General features: G+C 37.7%; 12 protein-coding genes. 1 reads left to right on the top strand and 11 read right to left on the bottom strand.

Annotated features, from left to right (window positions below; translation table 11 throughout):
• Positions 1-27 precede the first annotated feature (27 nt).
• The 11 genes from F4V57_RS00905 to F4V57_RS00855 all read right to left on the bottom strand — a co-directional run bounded on the left by F4V57_RS00905 (position 28) and on the right by F4V57_RS00855 (position 12423).
• The gene (locus F4V57_RS00905; RefSeq protein ID WP_070070358.1) at positions 28-1023 is read right to left on the bottom strand and encodes an aldo/keto reductase; all 996 of its coding nucleotides are present in this window, start codon (positions 1021-1023) and stop codon (positions 28-30) included.
• 19 nt (positions 1024-1042) lie between these two features.
• Positions 1043-2371 carry an LLM class flavin-dependent oxidoreductase gene (locus tag F4V57_RS00900; RefSeq protein ID WP_070070357.1) on the bottom strand — a complete coding sequence of 443 codons (1329 nt, stop codon included), beginning with the start codon at positions 2369-2371 and terminating at the stop codon, positions 1043-1045.
• 88 nt (positions 2372-2459) lie between these two features.
• Positions 2460-4655, bottom strand: coding sequence for a TonB-dependent receptor (locus F4V57_RS00895; RefSeq protein WP_081409240.1), 2196 nt, complete (start codon positions 4653-4655; stop codon positions 2460-2462).
• Positions 4656-4805: 150 nt separating this feature from the next.
• Entirely contained in the window at positions 4806-5837 is a 1032-nt protein-coding gene (locus tag F4V57_RS00890) for an ABC transporter substrate-binding protein (protein ID WP_406564527.1), read from the bottom strand.
• A gap of 89 nt (positions 5838-5926) precedes the next feature.
• A complete protein-coding gene (locus F4V57_RS00885) occupies positions 5927-6859 on the bottom strand; it encodes a TauD/TfdA dioxygenase family protein (RefSeq protein WP_070070355.1) in 933 nt (310 codons plus the stop codon).
• A gap of 125 nt (positions 6860-6984) precedes the next feature.
• Positions 6985-7770 carry a Crp/Fnr family transcriptional regulator gene (locus F4V57_RS00880; RefSeq protein ID WP_070070354.1) on the bottom strand — a complete coding sequence of 262 codons (786 nt, stop codon included), beginning with the start codon at positions 7768-7770 and terminating at the stop codon, positions 6985-6987.
• Between the two features lie 193 nt (positions 7771-7963).
• Complete coding sequence (locus F4V57_RS00875) at positions 7964-8371, bottom strand: ExbD/TolR family protein (protein ID WP_070070353.1); 408 nt, start codon at positions 8369-8371, stop codon at positions 7964-7966.
• Entirely contained in the window at positions 8371-9102 is a 732-nt protein-coding gene (locus F4V57_RS00870; protein ID WP_070070352.1) for a MotA/TolQ/ExbB proton channel family protein, read from the bottom strand. Before F4V57_RS00870 ends, F4V57_RS00875 begins: the two co-directional genes overlap by 1 nt.
• A 32-nt stretch (positions 9103-9134) precedes the next feature.
• Positions 9135-9977, bottom strand: coding sequence for an energy transducer TonB (locus tag F4V57_RS00865; protein WP_070070351.1), 843 nt, complete (start codon positions 9975-9977; stop codon positions 9135-9137).
• A gap of 12 nt (positions 9978-9989) precedes the next feature.
• Positions 9990-10808, bottom strand: a complete 819-nt coding sequence (locus F4V57_RS00860; protein WP_070070350.1) for an ABC transporter ATP-binding protein — start codon at positions 10806-10808, stop codon at positions 9990-9992.
• Positions 10809-10812: 4 nt separating this feature from the next.
• Complete coding sequence (locus F4V57_RS00855; protein WP_141729261.1) at positions 10813-12423, bottom strand: ABC transporter permease; 1611 nt, start codon at positions 12421-12423, stop codon at positions 10813-10815.
• A gap of 1120 nt (positions 12424-13543) precedes the next feature.
• Here F4V57_RS00855 and purT point away from each other — a divergent pair.
• Positions 13544-14755: a formate-dependent phosphoribosylglycinamide formyltransferase gene (gene purT, locus F4V57_RS00850; protein WP_070069220.1), complete on the top strand. Its 1212-nt coding sequence runs from the start codon at positions 13544-13546 to the stop codon at positions 14753-14755.
• Positions 14756-14768 lie beyond the last annotated feature (13 nt).

Genomic DNA, 14768 nt, shown 5'->3' with positions numbered 1-14768 from the left:
AAAGTATTTTTTAGAGAGTAGAACAAATTAGTTTTCTATAATTTCCTGAATTAAACTTAACTCTTCAGATGAAAAATCAGTATTTTCTAGACTTTTGACATTTTCCAGAATTTGCTCAGGTCGGCTTGCACCAATAATTGCAGAAGTAATATGTCGATTTCGAAGTACCCATGATAATGCCAATTGTGCCAATGTCTGCTGACGATTTGCCGCCACTCCATTTAATCGTTTAATTTTGTTGAGTAAATTTTCAGCCAATTGTGCTTGGGTTAAATATTTACTTCCTCGTCCGATTCTTGAGTCTTGTGGAACACCTTGTAAATAACGCCCACCTAATAAGCCTTGCGCTAAAGGAGAAAAGACAATAATACCAAAACCTAACTGCTCAGAAATCGGAAATAATTCTTGCTCAATATCCTGATGGAATAAGTTATAAAGTGGTTGATGTAAAGTGACAGGCACTTTATATTGCGCCAATAATGTTGCAAGTTGCATGGTTAATTCTGCATTATATCCAGAGGAAATACCGATGTATAATGCTTTACCTTGTTTGACAATATCTGCTAAGGCGCCTGCTGTTTCTTCTAATGGCGTATCAGGATCATAACGATGTGAATAAAAAATATCGACATATTCTAAACCCAGACGTTGTAAACTTTGATCCAGACTAGAAATCAAATATTTACGACTACTGCCACCCTGCCCATACGGTCCCGGCCACATATCCCAACCGGCTTTGGTAGAAATAATCAACTCATCCCGATATGATTTAAAATCATGTTTTAAGAAATGACCAATATTTCGTTCGGCACTGCCGTAAGGCGTACCGTAGTTATTGGCTAAATCAAAATGGTTAATTCCAGCATCAAATGCTGTGTGTAAAATCTGTTTTTGCTGAGAAAATGGTGTGTCATCACCAAAATTATGCCAACAGCCTAAAGATAATGGTGGAAGAACCAGACCACTTTTTCCCGCTTTACGATAATTAAGTTTTTCATATCGATTTTGTGCTGCAATATACACGATGTATCACCCCGAATAATTAATGAAAGGCTATACCGTAATGTTCACGTAAGGTACTGCCTGTATACGCTGTACGAAATAAATTTCTTTGCTGCAAAATTGGAATCACCAATTCCACGAAGTCTTTTACACCATCAGGAATCAGTGCCGGCATGATGTTAAATCCATCGGCAGCCTCATGTTTAAACCAGTATTCAATTTGATCTGCGATATATTCCGGAGTACCGATTAAACTGAAATGTCCCCGTCCGGCCGCAACACGCTGATAAAGCTGCTTCACTGTCCAACCCTGTTCCCGACCAAGTTTAGTAAATAATTCCTGACGACTTTGTTGTCCTGTTTGTGTCACTTCCAGTGGTGGTAAAGCAGCATTGACGTCAAGTTTAGATAAATCGAAATTACCCAACATTCGTCCCAATAATCCTAGTCCAACATCTTCCTCGATTAAATCATCCAGAATACGTTGCTTTTGCTCTGCTTCCTGCTGTGTTTTGGCTACGATGACATATAAACCGGGCAATACTGCCAATTCATTTTCATTACGATGATGTTGTTTTAAGCGGTTTTTGACATCCTGATAAAATGCACGTGCGGAATCAAAATTAGGTTGCGCAGTAAAAATCACATTGGCAGTTCGTGCGGCAAGATTCTTTCCTCGTTCTGAGCTACCTGCCTGTACCACAATTGGTGATCCCTGTGGACTTGGTGTTACGTTTAAGGGTCCTGCAACTGAAAAATATTTGCCTTTATGATTGAGCTGATGCAGTTTGTTTAAATCAAAGAAAATTCCTTTTTCTTTATCACGAATAATGGCATCCTGATCCCAGCTTTTCCATAAACCAGCCACAACATCATAAAATTCTTCGGCACGTTCATAACGATCTTTATGAATAACGTGTTGTTCAATATTAAAATTTTGAGCTTCGGTTGCCAGATCGGTTGTCACCAGATTCCAGCCTGCACGTCCATTGGAAATCAGATCGAGTGAAGCAAATTTTCTGGCAATATGATAAGGCTCATTATATGTAGTGGTAGCTGTACCAATGAGACCAATGTGACTGGTCTGTGCAGCGATTGCCGACAATACGGTAAGTGGTTCAACTTCATGACCACGAACTTTGCCGGACTTCACGACATTGGGATCAACTGCCAGACTATCTGCAAAAAATACAGCATCAAATTTGCCCTGTTCTGCCAGTTTTGCTGCATTTAAATAACGTACAAATGCCGTATCGTTTAATTTACTATCCGGATGTCGCCAGCTTGCAAGATGATGACCAAAACCATCCAAAAATAAATTAAAGTGTAAGGTTCGTTCAGTTTTTGCAGATTCTTTAATATTGCTCATGTGTTGTTACCCCATGACTTTAACGCACATCAGCATGGTGTAAAATACCCTCATTAAATGCGTTAAAGTATGTTCAAAAAAAGTCAACTTAGAAGTTTTTGCGGAAAGATAGTCCGAAATAGCGCTCATCATCCCGAGGAACCTGTCGATTAATACGATCGCCATTGGTACTGAGTAACGTCGCATAAGATTTATCCAGAATATTACGTACCAACAATGCAACACGCCAGTCTTTAGCCGTATCATTGAGGGCAATACTGGCATTCCAGATACCATAAGATGGCTGAATAGTGTTGGCATTCTGATCCAGACTAAACTGCACATCACTTTGCCATGAATATTGTGTAGATAATTCAATCTGTCTGTTATTGGCAATCGGGAAATACTTGTCCACTTGTGCATTGACTTTCCAGTCAGGTGAAAATGGCAAACGCTTACCATTAACATCAGGACATGAGGTATCTCCTGCCGGGCAATTAAATTGATCGATTCTGGCACGGATATTGGCCAAATTCAGACTATAAATTAAATTTGGATTTTGTTTATAGGTTGCATCCAGCTCAATTCCCTTGGTAGAAACATCACCAGCATTCACCAATCGCGTAATTGGGAATCCATTTGGATCCAGTGTACGGAAATTAGCCTGATAATTATCATATTTGGTATAAAAAGCTGCCAAATTAAGACGCAAACGATTATCTAGCCATTGTGATTTTAAACCCAGTTCATAAGAATTTGCAGTTTCCGGATCAAGTACAGGCGTATCAATAGATTGCATATTAAAATATACATTATACGCTGGCCCTTTATACCCTCTTGAATAGGTAAAATAAGTATTAATATTCGGTGTAATATCAAATTGTGGACCTATACGACCTGAAACACCCGTTTCTGAGCTTGAACCGGAACTGGCATAATTAGAACGAATAGCATTGCGGATCCCAACACTGCTAGGCACAGTAGAATTACGTTCATGATCATAAGATAATTCATCACGGGTTAAACGTAAGCCTGTGACCAAACGTAGCCGATCGGTAAAATTGAAAGTGCCTTCACCAAATATTGCATAATTGGTACTGTCTGTATTATAAACGGCTCGTCCGGAGTCTGTGACGTAGGCACTGGTTGAACTGTTATACCATGTAGATTGCCGCTGATAGGTTTCATCGTTGGTATTTTTGGAAAAGTATAATCCGGCAACATAATTTAAAAATCCCGGTGCTAATGGTTTAATACGAATTTCTTGTGAAAATTGCTTACTATTTACTGTTCCAAGATCAGCAATTCCTGCAAAATTAACCGTTGCTGCCGATAATTGATCCCCATCCTGAATTTGCGTATTTTTCCATTGGCGATAAGCTGTAATAGAGGAAATCTGATGATTCTCCAGGGTCCAATCTGCGGTTAAAGCCAGTCCCTGATTGGTATCTTCAGTTGAAGCACTGGTATTTTCTATGGTTTCACGATTTTCACGATGTGCAACCACCGGAGATAAAGCTGCTGCATAATTGGCATTGGTATTACGCACAACAACTCCTGTCGGTGCCGTACCGTCTTTATGCATATAATCAGCAATTAATCCAATACTTAGGTTATCCGTTGGTGTATATTCGAATTTTGTTCTAAAGCCATGATTTTTATAGCCATTAACATCTTTATTGGTCGATAGGTTTTTGACGTTTCCATCATAATTACCCAGTAAAGCAGTCACATTGGCTTTTAAGGTATTCGGAATCAATGTACCTGATGCACCAAGTTTTACTCGCTGTTCACCATCATTGGTGGCATAGACATCAACATACCCAGATGGATCATTCGTCGGTTTTTTTGTGACAATATTAATCACACCTGCCGAAGCATTTTTACCAAACAATGTTCCTTGTGGTCCTCGCAATACTTCAATACGATCCACATCAAGTAAATCTAGTGTTGCCTGCCCCGGCCGACTATACACTACACCATCTACAACAGTGGAAACTGAAGGTTCAACACCAGGCGAGGTGCTAATCGTACCCACACCTCGTACAAATAATGAAGTATCTTTATTCGATGCTCCTGCACGAAAATTTACTGTAGGTACTTCAGAAACAATGGTTTCCAAAGAGCTTTTTTGTTTTTTATCCAGATCTCTACCACTGACAATTGAAACTGCAACGGGAACCTTCTGCAAAGATTCTTCTCTGCGAGTTGCTGTCACCACAATAGTATCCAGTTGAGCAACATCTTTTTGTTCATTACCAACAGCTTGTGATGCAAGAGATTGTTCATCAGCAAAACTGTACATACTGATGAATACACTACCCGCCAATACACTCAAACCTAATGTTTTTCCTGCAAATTGTCTAAAAATAGATGCTGATCTATATCGTTGGTTACGCATAATTTGTGTTCTCCAAAAAATCTTAATTTGTGAAATTGCTTTAATTTAAAAAAATTATTTCTTTAAATAATCGTAGGTTGCTGTAGGCTGCCAGTATTGCTGAAGTTTGAGATTGACAATCGCCTGATTGGCAAATTGTGGATTAACCCAGGATTTCAATTGGATAGGCTGACGAATCAATCCTTGAGATTGTGCCAAGTTAATTTTTTGCTGTAATTGTGTCAGGTAATACTGGTCAAATAATGGCGAATACAGGAATTTGAAATTCACACCATGTAATTCCTGTGCATATACTGATGCAGGATAAGACGCTTGAGTAAAAAATAAAGCGATTTGTGGAATACGATTTTTTTCCTGTGATAACCAGTACAAACCGTTCACCACCTGATTAACCAAACGCTGGGTTTCTTTTGGATAAGCTTTAATAAATTTTTGACTGCCTAAAAATACACCTTGTGATGCACCTGCACCATTTAACTGACGAGTACTTACAGGTAATTTGACAATCCCTTTGTCACGTAAAGCAATAAAACGGGCCGGTCCCCATGAAGCGTCTATTCTTTTTGCCGCCAATGCAGCGTTCACTGCATTAAAATCCAGATTAACCAAGCGGACATCGCGAATCGATAATCCCTGACTTTGTAATGCAGCAATCAATGACAGCTCATCTGCTGTACCACGTAAAATACCAATGCGCTTACCTTTGATATCGCTTAATTTTTTTACATTTAAATCGGATCGGACTGCCAAATAATTGGTAAGTCCTCGAGTGGTTGGTACCAGTAATTGAGTATCCAAACCACGGGCTTTGCCAATAATTGGAGGTAAATCACCCAAAAATGCAAAATCAATTTGATTATTTGCCAAGGCTTCATTAATGGCTGGACCAGCACCTTTAAAAAAATACCACTGTACTTTGATATGATCTTTGGCAAATTCGTTTTCGATCCAGCGCTTGGTATAAAGAACATCTGTGACACCGCCAGCGGCATGCTTTGCTCCGGCAGATAAATCTGGTGCAGCAATACGAATTACAGTCGGTGATTGAGCAAATATTGCCTGTGAAAACACCACGCCGGCAATCATGAACAGCTTTCTTAAAACATTAAATATCATCATCATTCACCCAAAATATTCAATCATAAAAATTTATAAGTAATCGTGTTTTAAATATTTCAGGCGTTTAAAATCGCTTGTGTTTTAAATTGCTCAAGCTCCTGATCATGAAGATTCTTAGGTAATAACGTAATACTTTTTTGTCCATCAGTTCCGACTGGAACCTCTCCGGAAAGAGTCACCCTACGCACAATACGATGTGCATCACCATAATCATCCACAGCCAAGTGCTGAGTAGCCCGGTTATCCCAAATAATTACATCGCCTTCCTGCCACTTCCAACGCACAGTATTTTCAGGCTTGGTAATTCGCTCCTGAAAAACTTCAAATATTTTTGCAGATTCCCGTGTGGTTAATCCGACAAAACGTTTAAAAAATTGTCCAAGCACTAGAGTTTTTTCACCTGTTTCCGGATGAATACGCACCACAGGATGTTCTGTTTCGTATCGGGTTGATGCAAAAAGTTTTTCATGACGCTCCACCACCGACTGATCTGCATTAGGTCTAAAACCACCATAATCAAAATCATTGGTATGAATGGCGCGTAGGTGATCTGCAAGTAGTTTTAAGGACTGTGGAAGTTCCTGATATGCTGATGCTGTATTTGCCCATGTAGTATCACCACCAACAGCCGGTATTTTAATTGCTCTTAAAATACTTAATTTTGGATAAGCATCAATAAACGTCACATCTGTATGCCAGACATCTGCCCTGCCACCATATTTTGAATCGAGTTCAAAAATGTAATTTGAATCCTGTGCAACAGGCACTGTCGGATGTTTAACTGGTGTACCAAATAATGCCGCAAATTTTTCCTGCTCTTCATCAGTTAAATGATGTTGCCCACGAAAGAAAATGACTTTGTATTTTAATAAAGCCTGATAAACTTGATTAATCTGGCGTGGATTAAGTGTGCTAGATAAATGAATATCTTGGATTTGCGCACCAATTCGACCCGTTAATGGTGTAATTTTTAATTCAGTATCACTCATTTTATTTCTCTCAATCTCATAGATTTGATATTGGAGAAATTTTAAAGAATAAGAGAAAATTAACTCTACACAAAAATATACATTCCTTTTCTAAAATAAAGAAAAGAAATGCACAATAAATAATATTAAACCAGTTCTCTTAATCGCTGTGGATCTTTGATATAAAATTTATTATATTTATTTTCTATGATTTCCTGATCAACAAACCATGAAATCTCTTTACGAATACTTTGTCTGGAAGTTTTAAGTAAATCCGCAAAATTTTCTTGCGACAAACGAATACTGAGTTGAATCATCTGATTAGTTTGTGCAGAAAAATTTTCCATCAGATATAGAAATTGTCTGGCAAGTTGTGCCCGTAAAGACTTGGTATGGCAATGATACATATCATTATCCAGCAATCGATTCCTTAAACAAATAACTTCAAACACATGATACAAAACTTTGCTATTCTGTTTTAAAATCATTTTAAAAATATCACCGGGAATGGTAATTAATGTGGTTGGATCATAAGCAATATAATCATGTTCAAATTTAGTCTGAGAAATTAAATAAATAATATTTAATAAAAATCCAGACGGAATAAATCTGTGAATAATTTGCTTGCCATCTTCTGCATACCATCCCATTTGAATGGTACCTCTTAGTACAAAAATCACCTCATCACAAGACTGATTTCTACGATAAATAGTTTGTCCAGAAAAATAATGACAAATCTGCATGTGATCAAAAATATATTTTTTTTCTTCTTCACTACACAGTTCTATCAGTTTATAGTTATTTAACATTTCAACAGCTAATTTCCGATAATCAGAACTTTGCTGATTGATAAAATAATCAGATTGTTTTTCCAATTGATTTAGAATGTTTCTAAATTGGCTATAGTCTTGACTTTCAGGCATTTTATACATGGCGCTCTGCTATCAATGATGAAATCCGGCATTTTGAGTGAATGAAGATTGAATGCATGACTATAACGCGTAAGCTTTCTTTTAAATTAATAATATTTCATGATATTTAAATCAGAAATTCTCTAAAGATCTTTTTTAATTGTTTTTTATCATAAAAATTAAGGTGCCAAATCTATGCTGGCACCTTTGATGATCATTGTCCCGGCACAGTAATAACGGACAAACGATCTACACCAACTCGTTCGATACTGGCCAGTAGTTTTGCAATCGTACCATAAGGTACAGTTTCATCTGCATTCAGATTTAATGCCAGTTTGGCATTTTCTTGCTTGCGTTGTTGCAATGCCTGCTCAAAACCATCTGCTTTCACCTGTTGTTGATCCAGATAAATACTTCCATCTGGCTTAACACTGACCACAACAGCTTTGTTCTGGTCGGTGCTTTGAGTCGGTGCAGCTTTAGGTAAATTAACTTTTACACTATTGGTCAATAAGGGTGCTGTTACGATAAATACGATCAGCAATACCAGCATGACATCAACTAATGGTGTGATATTGATTTCACTCACCACATCATCATCTTGTGAAGTAGAAATTGCCATTATGCTAAGACCTCCTGCTCACGAGTGACTGCTGTTTCAGTAGTTTTCTGGCTTAATGCGCTTGCACCAGCTTGTTGGCTGGGCAATTGAAAGCCGGTTTTTTGTGTTAAGCTAACAAAGTCTGTCGCAAAATCATCCAAATCAGCACCAATATTTTTTACTTTACGAACGAAGTAGTTATAAGCCAGTACTGCGGGTACAGCAACAGCAATACCAATACCTGTGGCAATTAAGGCTTGTCCGATTGGCCCTGCGACAACATCCATACTGGCATTGCCTGATTGTGCAATCGCCTGTAAGGCATGAATGATCCCGAATACTGTTCCAAACAAACCAATAAATGGTGCGTTATTACCAATGGATGCCAGAATTGCCGAACCTTTTTCCAGTTGACGACGTTCTGTCAAAATTTGTTTACGCAAGTTACGCTCTAGCAAATCCTGACGACTCCAGCTTTGCTGTAGATCCTGATGCGTTTTTTCATCTGCTTCACGAAGAATTTTAAAACCTACCTGTGCGATATGAGCAGTTGGCCCTTCTGCTTGCTTAGATTGTGCAATGGCATCATTCAGATTTTTTGCCTGCCAGAATTGCTCTACAAAACTTTGGCTTTGTTTACTGGCTTTACGAGTTTGTAATACCTTTACAACAATAAGAACCCAGGTAACGATTGAAAATCCTATCAGTAACCAAATGGTTGCATCGTGGATGATGGTGTTGATATCTGTCATGATTTTATCCTCTAAAATGATTAAATAAGGTTTTAATTTTTGGGTAATTTGAAGTTGATCGGTACATCGACCCAGCCTTCAATTGGGGTTGAGCCACGTTTGGCAGGAGAGAATTTCCAGCGTTTTACTGTACGAATCGCTGCATCGTCCAGGACTTTTTTGCCACTTCCCTGCTTGATACTGACGCTCAACGGACTACCATTGGCAGCAACTTTGACACGTAGCATCACCGAACCTTCCCATCCTCGATCCAGTGCAACTTCCGGATAATCTGGTGTCGGATTACTCAGATATCCTGCAAAACCTCTGGCTTCAGTTACAGGCTCATTCTCCTGTTTAGGTGCTTCTTTAGGTTGTTGCACCGGTGCAGGTGTTGGCGCTGGAGTTGGAATGGTTTTCTCAGTTGCAACAGGTGTCGGCTGAACAACGGGTTGTGGCGTTGGTTGCTGTACAGCTTTTGTTGGCTGTGGCGTCACAGCTTTTACAACTGGTTTGGGTTGCTCCGCAGGTTTATCTACCGTTTTAGGTTTTTGACTTACTGGCGGAATTTTGGGTTGTTGTGTTACTGGTGGAATTTTTGGCGGTTCTTCCTTCGGTTTAATAATCTCAACAACCACAGGTTCAGACGGTTTTTCGGGCAATGGCTGAGTCGGCAAATGTTTTGAGATTTCCCATACTGCATAATGCAATACAGCAACAGCCGCAACTGCAATCACAACATATTTGGTTTTTTTTGATCCATTTCCCTGCAACGTACCAAAATTTTCATGGCCTGGAAATGGATCAGAAAATACCGTAGCTGCTACAGTATTTGCCGAACGTAACTGGGAAGAAAGAATGGCTCGCTTATATAAATGATGTTCTGATTCGTTCATATATTCACCTGATTATATAATTTTGTCTTCGGTTAGAATTTTAAAAACCTGTTCTTTTAATTGATGTAATTCAAAGCTCGAACGATTTCGGGGGCGAGGTAAATCAATCGCAATAATTTGTTCAATTCGTCCAGGTTTAGGTTTTAAAATCACCACACGATCAGCCAGGGTAACGGCTTCTTCAACATCATGAGTGATAAAAATAGTGGTAATGCGTTCTTGTGCCTGTATGCGCAGTAATTCATTTTGCATTTGATAGCGAGTTAAGGCATCCAGTGCACCAAAGGGTTCATCCAATAGAAAAATTCTAGGCTGTGAAACCAAACTTCGTGCAATTGCAACTCGCTGTGACATCCCGCCGGATAATTGATGTGGATAAGCTTTTTCAAAACCATTTAAGCCAATTAAGGCAATTGCTTTTTCTATACGTTGCGTCTTGTCTTGAGTAGATATTTTTTCATTAATCAATCCCAATTCAATATTTTGCTCAACAGTAAGCCACGGAAATAATCGATGTTCCTGAAATACCACAGCACGATCGTGTCCTACACCAGCAATCGGCTGACCATCAACTTTAATTTCACCAGAAAAATCGTTATCCAGACCAGCCAGCAATCGGAGTAAGGTAGATTTACCACAACCACTACTGCCAACAATCGCGACAAACTCGCCTTCCTTAATTGTTAAATTAAAATTTTCAATGACCTTAACAGGATGACGATTAACAATAAATTGCTTTTGAATATCTTTAAATTCAACAATATTTGCTTTTAAAGCATGCTGATTTACTGTCGCATTTGCTTTATATTCAGTATTGACATTCGCATTCATGATCTTATCCCTCATTTCTGCGCCATGCAGTGGCATAATTTTCAATTGCTGTTCCGACCCAAGCGAAAACAGCTCCCAGAATTGCAACCAATACTGTTGCTGCAATCACACGATCCATTTCAAAATTCTGTTGTGCAGACATCATGTAACTGCCAATTCCTATTCCTGATCCCATTAAATATTCCGCACCAAATGAAGCCATCCATGAATAAAGTAAGGCCAAACGAAACCCAGCAAATACTGAAGGTGCAATACTTGGAAAAATCAAATATTCAAGCCGTTGCAACGTGTTAAATCTTAAAATTGCAGAGGCTTCGGATAACTGTTCAGGAACACCTGACATTCCTTTCCATGTCGCAATAAACATCGGAAAAAATGTTGCAATTGAAATAAATACAACCTTGGATAAATCCTCCAGACCAAACCATGCCGTGATCAGTGGAATCCACGCAAAAATAGCAATGAGACGCAAGGTATTTAATGTTGGTGCAAATAAACGACCTACAGTACGGAACATTCCCAGCAAAATACCTGTAATGACACCAATACTCCCACCAATAAACAAGCCCAATAATGCACGATATAAACTATGATAAATGGATGTTGTGAGTGATTGATCCGCTATACCTGCACTTAATGCTTGCCATACTGATAATGGTGAAGGTAATACAATTTCTGAAACCCAGTTTAATTGAGAAGATAACCACCAAAATAAGATCAAAATGATAGGAATTAACCACGGTTTAAATTTATTTGTGCTATGTTTTTGCGATGATGTATGTGCAGATAAAGCAGTATGAGGCCAGAAAACTAATTTCTTTTCTGCCCACGATAATATTGTATCTAACAAAATACCCACTAAACCAATAATAATAATCGTGACAAATACAATATCTAATTGGAATAATTGTCTGCCCGTTACCATCAAATAACCAATACCTTCTGATGATGCAAGTAATTCAACAGCAATTAAGGTTGTCCATCCTGCGGCCATTGCCAAGCGCAAACCGGTAAAAAAGTAAGGTAAAGTTGCTGGAAGTAATAATTTAAAAGTTAAATCTTTTTTGTTAAATCCCAAAATTAATGCCATTTCTTTTAATTTTGGCTGGATATCACGAACACCTGCCTGCGTATGAATTGCAATTGGAATCAGAGTTGCCTTGAAAATAATAAATATTTTTAAAGTATTTTCAATACCTAACCAAACCATCAAGATAGGCAACCATGCCAATGTAGGAATAATCACCAGTGCATAGAATGTAGCAGAGAAATATTGTTCAAAAGCTTTGCTGTATCCTAGTAGAATACCCAGAAATAAACCACCCAATACTCCTAAAATTAAACCAAAGAAAAACCTTTCCAGACTAATTCCCAATTGTGACCATAAATCGATATTGGATAATTCCAGAAAAGTATTCCATGTCATTTGCGGTGTTGGCAGAATCTGACTTGGCATTAACTCATAATTTGATGCATACCACCATAAAACAAACAATAAAACCGGAACAACCCAATATATTGCAAATGAATTCATTATAGAAGACATACTAAATTCTGTAGATTTGGTATTCTCTAATAAAACATTTTCTGTTCTGACGGTTAAAGTTTCTTTCATATTAAAAATATGCCTATACATGATTATCAGTATAGATTACTACCCATACTGACCTAAAATACGATATTGACTATACAACTTTTTTAAACATTACTAATGAATATTTCATGATTTATTAATTTAAATAAATGCTTAGAAATATAAAATATGTCATTAGATTTAAACCGAATACTATAGAAGTACTTTTTTCAGAAAACTGTGTAAACCTATACAGTTTTAATATTTTTTTATTATTAGTTAATCACTTATTGGAATGATGTAATTTTATTCATATCGTCATTAATAAATAATATACAATTATCTAAACCATGTTATCATATAATTAAAATATAAATAAAATCAAATAATTAAGCTATAATTTTATGTTATGATATTTATCTACTTTTGTGCTCTTATCTTATACGTCATATCTTTCAAATAAAGAAAAAGACCTATGTACACTTTTTAATACTCATATTAATGTATTAAGATTGTCAAAATCATAGTAAAATTATTTTTACAGATTACTTAAGTATTTTAAAATTTTACTTAAATTATTGCCATTATCCATAGCAGTAGCGTAAACATGCTAATACTCACAATATGCTCCCGTCTTAGGATACATTGCACTAAAGAACTCTGTTCTTTAATCTATGTTATTATCACCATAAAAGTAAAATTTAAAACTCTTATGAATCCCACTTAATTTATCACCAAGATGAAATTCGTCAAAAAGAACTCCTTTATAGCCAGAATACAATTAAATGATCTAATTCAGAGTAACTCGATTAAAAGCCAGTACTACTGAATCATTTCAATAACACAGGCTGTCTGATTATCTGTTTATAGGCATTATTACCTTTACCTGCCAATGATCATAGTTTTAGCTTAATGAGGAGTCTGTGGGGTATTGGCATATAGCTAAAATTGTACTGGATTTGGATGATTGCATTAAATACTTCCTGTTCATAAACTATCCAGACATGATCACATATAGATTTATCAAGATAATCATTAATAAAAATTAGCACACGCATCTATTGGTTGCATTTCAATCAAATCATACATGCATAGTGCTGTTTGATTACAGATCTGTCTGCTATGCTTAAAATCTACGTTCAATTATCAGGAAGACATTATCATGACTGTGCATATCGGGACGCCACTACAATCCTCCGCAACACGTGTATTATTTTTAGGTTCAGGAGAATTAGGCAAAGAAGTTGTTATTTCCTTACAGCGCTTAGGTGTCGAAATAATTGCAGCTGACCGCTATGATCATGCACCAGCCATGCAGGTTGCACATCGCAGCTATACACTGGATATGAGTGACCCAGTAGCATTAAAACAATTAATTAACGAAGTACAACCCCATTTAATCGTGCCTGAAATTGAAGCAATTGCGACTCAGGTACTTTTAGAGGTTGAAGCAGAGAATCTTGCAACTGTTATTCCTTCTGCCAAAGCAGTCAATCTGACCATGAATCGTGAAGGAATCCGTCGTCTAGCTGCTGAACAATTGGGTTTACCAACTTCAAATTATCGATTCGCTGATAGTCTAGAAAGTTTTCGTGCAGCATGTGATGACATTGGTTATCCCAATTTTGTCAAACCAGTAATGTCTTCATCAGGTAAAGGACAATCCCGTGTAACCAGCTTTGAGCAAGTAGATTCTGCATGGGAATATGCCATGCAAGGTGGCCGGGTAAATCAGGGCAAAGTCATTGTCGAGTCACAAATTGATTTTGATTTTGAAATTACCTTACTTACTGTTCGCGCTAAAGATCCGGAAAGTGGGGAAATCGCTACACATTTTTGTGATCCAATCGGACATCGTCAGGATGCCGGAGATTATGTAGAAAGCTGGCAACCACAACCCATGACAGAAACTGCTCTTGTCGAAGCTAAACGTATTGCCGACAAAGTAACAACTGCATTAGGCGGATGTGGCATTTTTGGCGTAGAATTATTTATCAAAAATGACCAAGTCTGGTTTAGTGAAGTTTCGCCACGTCCACATGATACAGGATTAGTCACACTTGCCAGCCAGTTCCAAAATGAATTTGAATTACATGCTCGCGCTATTCTAGGGCTACCTGTAAATACTCAGCGTCACAGTATTGCGGCCAGTGCTGTAATCTATGCAGGTCAGGACGCAAAAAATTTGACCTATGGCAATTTAGCACAAGCATTGGCACACTCTGACAGTGATTTGCGTTTATTTGGTAAACCTGAAGGCTTTAAACGACGTCGCATGGGTGTTGCAACTGCCCGAGCAACAACAACAACCGAAGCCCGTGATATTGCAGCACATACAGCTCAACTGGTTTCTGTTAAAAGTCAAACTGATTAATTAACTTAAGATG

It is taken from the genome of Acinetobacter qingfengensis, assembly GCF_008693185.1.
Classification (GTDB): domain Bacteria; phylum Pseudomonadota; class Gammaproteobacteria; order Pseudomonadales; family Moraxellaceae; genus Acinetobacter; species Acinetobacter qingfengensis.
This window is presented reverse-complemented; position numbering and strand designations above follow the sequence as displayed.